Origin of the sequence: Pseudoalteromonas sp. S16_S37 (assembly GCF_014694405.1) — a bacterium.
Classification (GTDB): Bacteria; Pseudomonadota; Gammaproteobacteria; order Enterobacterales; family Alteromonadaceae; genus Pseudoalteromonas.
The window spans coordinates 1-888 of sequence record NZ_JAAUWV010000168.1 but is presented as its reverse complement, the minus strand read 5'-3'; the positions used below and the strand labels follow the sequence as shown (position 1 = coordinate 888).

Annotated in this window: 1 pseudogene; it reads left to right on the top strand. The window is 38.2% G+C overall.

The annotated features are described in order from the left end of the window. Positions 1-41: 41 nt before the first annotated feature. Positions 42-888: pseudogene (locus tag HC733_RS23315) on the top strand (IS3 family transposase); the annotation flags it as partial.

The following is an 888-nucleotide window of genomic DNA, read 5'->3' as shown; positions in this document are numbered from 1 at the left end:
TTGTCTCGTCCTGAAATGTGTTTACACATTTAGGACTTATTATGACAAGTACAGATAAACAAAGAATTAAACGAACACAAAGAGATTATACCCTAGGCTTTAAATTAGCCGTGGTTGAGCAGATAGAAAAAGGCGACTTTACATACAAGCAAGCTCAGAAACATTATGGAATTCAAGGCAGAAGTACAGTTCTAACATGGTTACGAAAGCATGGTAAGCTAGATTGGTCGAAGCCAATTAGTATGCCTGATATGCCAAAATCAAAAGAAACTCCCGCACAAAAAATCAAACGGCTAGAAAAAGAGTTAGCCGAGTTACAGCTCAAAAATGACGTTATGGAAGGTATGATTGATATCATAGACAACGAATATGGAGCCGGCATTCGAAAAAAGTATTACGCCATTATCTCTGGCGAGAAAAAGAAGCAAGAAAAATAAAGTTGGCTACAGTATGCCGAGTATTTGGCATTTCTCGGCAAAGTGTTTATCAAGCGATTAAAAGAGACAATGCAAAACGGCTCAAGCTCGCGCCTGTTAAGGAGCTTGTTATTTATTGGCGAAAGTACATGCCACAAATCGGCACTCTGAAGCTATATAAATTGATAAAGCCAGAGCTAATAGAACGAAACATTAAGCTAGGTCGAGATGGATTATTTACGTACCTCAGGCTCAATAACTTGCTGGTAAAGCCAAAGAAAAACTATACCAAAACAACGAACAGTAAACATTGGATGCGAAAGCACCCAAACTTACTAAAAGAATACAAAGCGACAAAAGCTGAGGAAGTGTTCGTCAGTGACATTACCTATTTGAAGTCGGATGAAGGAACTCATTATTTATCGCTAACAACAGATGCCTATTCACGCAAAATAATGGGCTATGAATTAAG